This is a genomic window from Burkholderia sp. E168m23 (genome assembly GCF_016586125.1).
GTDB classification, from domain to species: Bacteria; Pseudomonadota; Gammaproteobacteria; order Burkholderiales; family Burkholderiaceae; genus Burkholderia; species Burkholderia orbicola.
On the sequence record NZ_BCPP01000409.1, the window covers coordinates 1 to 5,937 of the forward strand.

Annotated in this window: 5 protein-coding genes; 4 read left to right on the plus strand and 1 reads right to left on the minus strand. The window is 66.0% G+C overall.

Translation table 11 applies throughout. The features are described from left to right. Both JMF90_RS20490 and ugpQ read left to right on the plus strand, forming a co-directional pair. A partial coding sequence (locus JMF90_RS20490; RefSeq protein ID WP_201325369.1) for an ATP-binding cassette domain-containing protein occupies positions 1–846 on the plus strand: 846 nt, incomplete at its 5' end. 28 nt (positions 847–874) lie between these two features. Then, positions 875–1,645 carry a glycerophosphodiester phosphodiesterase gene (gene ugpQ, locus JMF90_RS20495; protein WP_006477153.1) on the plus strand — a complete coding sequence of 257 codons (771 nt, stop codon included), beginning with the start codon at positions 875–877 and terminating at the stop codon, positions 1,643–1,645. Between the two features lie 178 nt (positions 1,646–1,823). On the opposite strand, the gene JMF90_RS20500 is transcribed toward ugpQ, so the two are convergent. Beyond that, positions 1,824–2,555, minus strand: a complete 732-nt coding sequence (locus JMF90_RS20500) for an OmpW family protein (protein WP_011546624.1) — start codon at positions 2,553–2,555, stop codon at positions 1,824–1,826. Positions 2,556–2,748: 193 nt separating this feature from the next. On the opposite strand from JMF90_RS20500, the gene JMF90_RS20505 reads away from it, so the two are divergent. After that, complete coding sequence (locus JMF90_RS20505) at positions 2,749–3,462, plus strand: transposase (RefSeq protein WP_006477151.1); 714 nt, start codon at positions 2,749–2,751, stop codon at positions 3,460–3,462. Positions 3,463–3,750: 288 nt separating this feature from the next. Further along, positions 3,751–5,937, plus strand: a 2,187-nt coding sequence (locus JMF90_RS20510; protein WP_305790754.1) for a glutamate synthase central domain-containing protein, incomplete at its 3' end; no start/stop codon positions are given.

Genomic DNA, 5,937 nt, shown 5'->3' on the forward strand with positions numbered 1-5,937 from the left:
GTGTTCCAGAACTATGCGCTGTACCCGCACATGACGGTCGCGCAGAACATGGGTTACGGGCTGAAGATCCGCGGGATCGAGCGCGCGACGATCGATTCAAGGGTGGCCGCGGCCGCGAAGATCCTCGAGCTCGAGCCGCTGCTCGCGCGGCGCCCGCGTGAACTGTCGGGCGGCCAGCGGCAGCGCGTCGCGATGGGGCGCGCGATCGTGCGCGAGCCGTCGGTGTTCCTGTTCGACGAGCCGTTGTCGAACCTCGACGCGAAGCTGCGCGTGCAGATGCGGCTCGAGATCCAGCGGCTGCATGCGCGGCTCGCGACGACCAGCGTGTACGTGACGCACGACCAGATCGAAGCGATGACGCTCGCGCAACGGGTGATCGTGATGAATCGCGGCTACGCGGAGCAGATCGGTGCGCCGGTCGACGTGTACGAGAAGCCGGCGACGGTGTTCGTCGCGGGCTTCATCGGCTCGCCGGCGATGAACCTGATGCACGGCCGGCTGTCGGAAGACGGCGCGAGCTTCACGGTCGCCGGCGGCGGCCCCGCGCTGCCGGTGGCCGGCGCGCCGGGCATCGGCCGCGAGATCGCCACCGGGCGCGACTGGGTGCTCGGCGTGCGTCCCGAACACATGACGCCGCAGCCGGGCGTCGCGCAGGCGACGCTGCCGGTCGATTCGTGCGAGCTGCTCGGCGCGGACAATCTCGCGCACGGCCGCTGGGGCGATCACGACATCGCGGTGCGCCTGCCGCACGCGGACCGCCCCGCGCGCGGTACGGCGCTGGCGGCCGCGCTGCCCGCGCACCGGCTGCATTTCTTCGATCCCGAATCCGGCAAGCGCGCCGGCTGAAACCGCTGCATTCGCCGAGAGACCGACGATGATCACCCGTATCGACTGGCCCTATCCGCGTGTCGTCGCCCATCGCGGCGGCGGCACGCTCGCACCGGAGAACACGCTGGCCGCGCTCGACGAGGGCGCGCGGCGCGGGCACCGGATGGTCGAATTCGACGCGAAACTGTCGGCCGACGACGTGACGTTCCTGCTGCATGACGATACGGTCGACCGGACCTCGAACGGCCACGGAGCGGCGGCGGGCATGCGTTATGCGGCGCTGGCCGCGCTCGACGCGGGCGCGTGGCGCGATGCGCGCTTCGCGGGCGAACGGATGCCGACGCTCGAGGCGGCGGCGGCGCGCTGCCTCGCGCACGGGCTGGCCGCGAACGTCGAGATCAAGCCGTGCCCGGGGCGCGAGCGCGAAACCGGGCAGCGCGTGGCGGCCGACGCGGCTGCGTACTGGCGCGATGCCGCCGTTGCGCCGTTGCTGTCGTCGTTCTCGTTCGAGGCGCTGCAACAGGCGCGTGCGACGGTGCCGGCGTTGCCGCGCGGGATGCTCTACGAAGTCGTGCCGGACGACTGGCATGCGCAGGTCATCGATGCGCTCGACTGCGTATCGTTGCATGCAGACCACACTCGGCTCGACGAATCGCTGGTGCGCGCGATCAAGGCGGCCGGCTTGCGCATCCTGGTTTACACGGTGAACGACCTCGAACGGGCACGCGAACTCGCGCGCTGGGGTGTCGATGCCGTCTGCACGGACCGCATCGACCTGATCGCACCCGACGCGCTGGACGACATCGACGTCGTCTAGCGGCGATGGCCGCGTCCGCGTCCGGTAAAAAACCGTCGCCCGGACCGTGCCTGACGCGAAAAAACGACGCCCCGGCGCGCTGAGCGCCGGGGCGTTTTGCATCGTGGAGACGTTACGCCAGGAAAAATCCGCTACAAATTGCAGCAGGATTAACCATTCCCCAAATATTCGACTACGCTTAGAAGCGGTAGCCGAGGTTCAGGTACGTGACGATCGGGTTCAGCGAGATGTGGGCCTTCGACGTTTCCGTCAGCGTCCCGACCGGCGTCCGGCGGGCCGTCGTGAACGTCGCGGTCACGCTGACCGGGATGTACGACAGTGACAGGCCTGCGAACCAGTGTTTCGTGAAGTTGTACGTGAAGCCGGCGTTGAGCACGGGCGCCCACTGGTTGCTGGTCGTCGCGCTGGTCGGGCCGCCGAGCACGCCGTTCTCGAACGCACTGTTGGTGATCTTGGCGCCGGTGAACCAGACGTACGTCGCACCGACGCCGACATACGGACGGAACTTCGCATTGGCGTCGTTGAAGTGGTAGCGAAGCAGGACGGCAGGGCTCCACTGGTATGCACGGCCGAGTACGCCGAATCTGTCGAACTGACCCTTGCCGGTGATGTCGAACTTCGGCGGGATCCCCATCACGAGCTCGGTGGAGATATGGTCGGTGACGAAGTAGCCTGCTGCGAGCCCCAGCGTGTCGGCGTCGTTGATGCCGGCGCCGGTGTTGGGAATCGATTGATTGATGGGCGTGCCGCCTACGCGGTAGACGAACAGCGGGTCACTGCTGTCCTGCGGCGAAAGGTGCAGCCAGCCGGTGCTGACGTAGAAATCACCTGCGGATTGTGCATGTGCCGTACCGCCCGCGAACGTGAATGCGAGCGCTGCGGCCCCCGTAATGGCCAGTTTTCGTTTCATTGTGTCTCCTCCGATCAAAGGCGTGCTCATTATGACGACTGCGTTTAAAACCAAACAAGCTCGTAAGTTAGAGTTTTCTCCCTAGGATTCGCACGACCGTACGCTTACGCGCGCCGCAGGGACAGGCATTCTACGCAGGTGCGCACTTTCGGACCTCCGGGTATTTCCTAACGCGTTCAAACGGACATTCAGCATGGCACGGTTAGCACGACTCTACGTTCCCGACCAGCCGCAGCACGTGATACTGCGCGGCCTGGATCAGCAACCCGCGTTCGTCGACGACCAGGACTACGAACTCTTCATCGATTGCCTGAAGGCCGCCGCACGCGATCATCACCTGTCGGTGCATGCCTACGTGCTGCTGCCGCGCCAGGTGCAACTGCTCGTGACGCCCAGCGACGAGGCCAGCCTGCCGAAGGCGATGCAGGCCGTCGGCCGTCGCTACGTCGCGCATTTCAACCGGCGCTATTCGCGCCGCGGCACGCTGTGGGAAGGCCGCTATCGCGCGACGGTGATCGAAGGCGAGCGCTATTTCCTGCTCGCGAGCCGCGTGGTCGAGATGAGCCCGGTGCGTGCGCAGCTCGTCGCGACGCCCGAGGCCTATCGCTGGTCGAGCTACCGGCATCACGTCGGGCTCACCGTCGACAGCCTGATCACCGACCATCCGCTCTACTGGGCGCTCGGCAACACGCCGTTTGACCGCCAGCGTGCGTACAAGGAGCTGTGCGAGCAGCCGCTCGACGAGCGGCAGGCCGACCAGCTGCAGCAGGCGACGCTGAAGGGCTGGGTGCTCGGCGGCGAGAATTACCGCGAGTGGGCGGCGCGCACCGCGAACCGGCGCGTTTCGCCGCTGCCGCGCGGACGCCCCAGAAAGGTGCGCGAGAACACGCCGCCGATCCAGCAGTAATGCCGGAAAGGCGGGCCAGAAGCGGCGCTGCGGGCGCCGCTTCTTTTTGCACCAAAACGATACGGCCCCAATAAAACGGCACCAGATCAAGGAATCTGGTTAATTGGGGTTCGATCAAACGGTTTTTGTTGCTATTCCCTTGATTCGTCGCGTATATTCCGAATTCCGGTGGTCCGGGCGAAGCCTGCCCAACCACTGTCGGCCGTGCCGTCTCCCGTCGGGAGCGGGCTCGACGGCAACAAGAAAACGGTTCAACGGCCTCCAGGCCCCCTTTACGACGGTGTCCCCATGAACGACCACCAGCAGCCGCTCGCCGCGGTGCCCGCCGCACAAGGTCTGTACGACCCGCAAAACGAACACGACGCCTGCGGCGTCGGCTTCGTCGCTCACATCAAGGGCAAGAAGAGCCACGAGATCATTCAGCAAGGCCTGAAGATCCTCGAGAACCTCGATCACCGCGGCGCGGTTGGCGCCGATCCGCTGATGGGCGACGGCGCGGGCATCCTGATCCAGATTCCGGACGCGTTCTATCGCGAGGAAATGGCGAAGCAGGGCGTGGACCTGCCGCCGGCCGGCGAGTACGGGGTGGGGATGATCTTCCTGCCGAAGGAAAACGCATCGCGTCTCGCGTGCGAGCAGGAGCTCGAGCGTACGGTGAAGGCCGAAGGCCAGGTCGTGCTGGGCTGGCGCGACGTGCCGGTCGACCATGCGATGCCGATCTCGCCGACGGTCAAGGCGAGCGAGCCGCTGATCCGCCAGATCTTCATCGGCCGCGGCAAGGACATCATGGTGACGGACGCGCTCGAGCGGAAGCTGTACGTGATCCGCAAGACGGCGAGCCACCGCATCCAGGCGCTGAAGCTCAAGCACGGCAAGGAATACTTCGTGCCGTCGATGTCGGCGCGCACGATCGTCTACAAGGGACTGCTGCTGGCGGGCCAGGTCGGCGTGTACTACCGCGACCTGCAGGACCCGCGCGTCGTGTCGGCGCTCGCGCTCGTGCACCAGCGCTTCTCGACCAACACGTTCCCGGCGTGGGAGCTGGCTCACCCGTACCGGATGATCGCGCACAACGGCGAGATCAACACCGTGAAGGGCAACGTGAACTGGCTGAACGCACGTACCGGCGCGATCGCATCGCACGTGCTCGCCGACGACCTGCCGAAGCTGTGGCCGCTGATCTATCCGGGCCAGTCGGATACCGCATCGTTCGACAACTGTCTCGAACTGCTGGTGATGGCCGGCTACCCGCTCGTGCATGCGGTGATGATGATGATCCCGGAAGCATGGGAACAGCACACGCTGATGGACGAGAACCGCCGCGCGTTCTACGAATACCACGCCGCGATGATGGAACCGTGGGACGGCCCGGCCGCGATCGCGTTCACCGACGGTCGCCAGATCGGCGCGACGCTCGACCGTAACGGCCTGCGCCCGGCGCGCTACATCGTGACCGACGACGACCTCGTCATCATGGCGTCGGAAGCCGGCACGCTGCCGATCCCCGAATCGAAGATCGTCAAGAAGTGGCGCCTGCAGCCGGGCAAGATGTTCCTGATCGACATGGAACACGGCCGCATCATCGACGACAAGGAACTGAAGGACAACCTCGCGAACGCGAAGCCGTACAAGAGCTGGATCGACGCGGTGCGCATCAAGCTCGACGAGATCGAGCCGAAGGCCGAGGAAGTCGCGGCCGGCCGCACGCAGGGCGCCGCGCTGCTCGACCGCCAGCAGGCGTTCGGCTACACGCAGGAAGACCTGAAGTTCCTGATGGCGCCGATGGCGCAGCAGGGCGAGGAAGCCGTCGGTTCGATGGGCAACGACTCGCCGCTCGCGGTGATGTCGAACAAGAACAAGACGCTCTATCACTACTTCAAGCAGCTGTTCGCGCAGGTCACGAACCCGCCGATCGACCCGATCCGCGAGAACATGGTGATGTCGCTCGTGTCGTTCATCGGCCCGAAGCCGAACCTGCTCGACACGAACAACATCAACCCGCCGATGCGGCTCGAAGTGTCGCAGCCGGTGCTCGACTTCAAGGACATCGCGAAGATCCGCGCGATCGACCAGTACACGGGCGGCAAGTTCAGCGCGTACGAGCTGAACATCTGCTACCCGGTCGCGTGGGGCAAGGAAGGCATCGAGGCGCGCCTCGCGTCGCTGTGCGCGGAAGCCGTCGACGCGGTGAAGTCGGGCTACAACATGCTGATCGTGTCGGACCGCAAGACCGACGCCGAGCACGTCGCGATTCCGGCGCTGCTCGCCACGTCGGCGATCCACACGCACCTCGTCCAGCAAGGGCTGCGCACGAGCACGGGCCTCGTCGTCGAGACGGGCTCCGCGCGTGAAACGCACCACTTCGCGCTGCTCGCGGGCTACGGCGCGGAAGCCGTGCACCCGTACCTCGCGATGGAAACGCTCGCGAAGATGGCCGAAGGCCTGCCGGGCGACCTGTCGCCGGAGAAGGCCGTC

Excerpts from the sequence above, each read along its gene's own strand:
- ugpQ (WP_006477153.1), top strand. The coding sequence starts at position 875 with ATGATCACCCGTATCGACTGGCCCTATCCGCGTGTCGTCGCCCATCGC.
- JMF90_RS20500 (WP_011546624.1), bottom strand. The coding sequence starts at position 2,555 with ATGAAACGAAAACTGGCCATTACGGGGGCCGCAGCGCTCGCATTCACG.
- JMF90_RS20505 (WP_006477151.1), top strand. The coding sequence starts at position 2,749 with ATGGCACGGTTAGCACGACTCTACGTTCCCGACCAGCCGCAGCACGTG.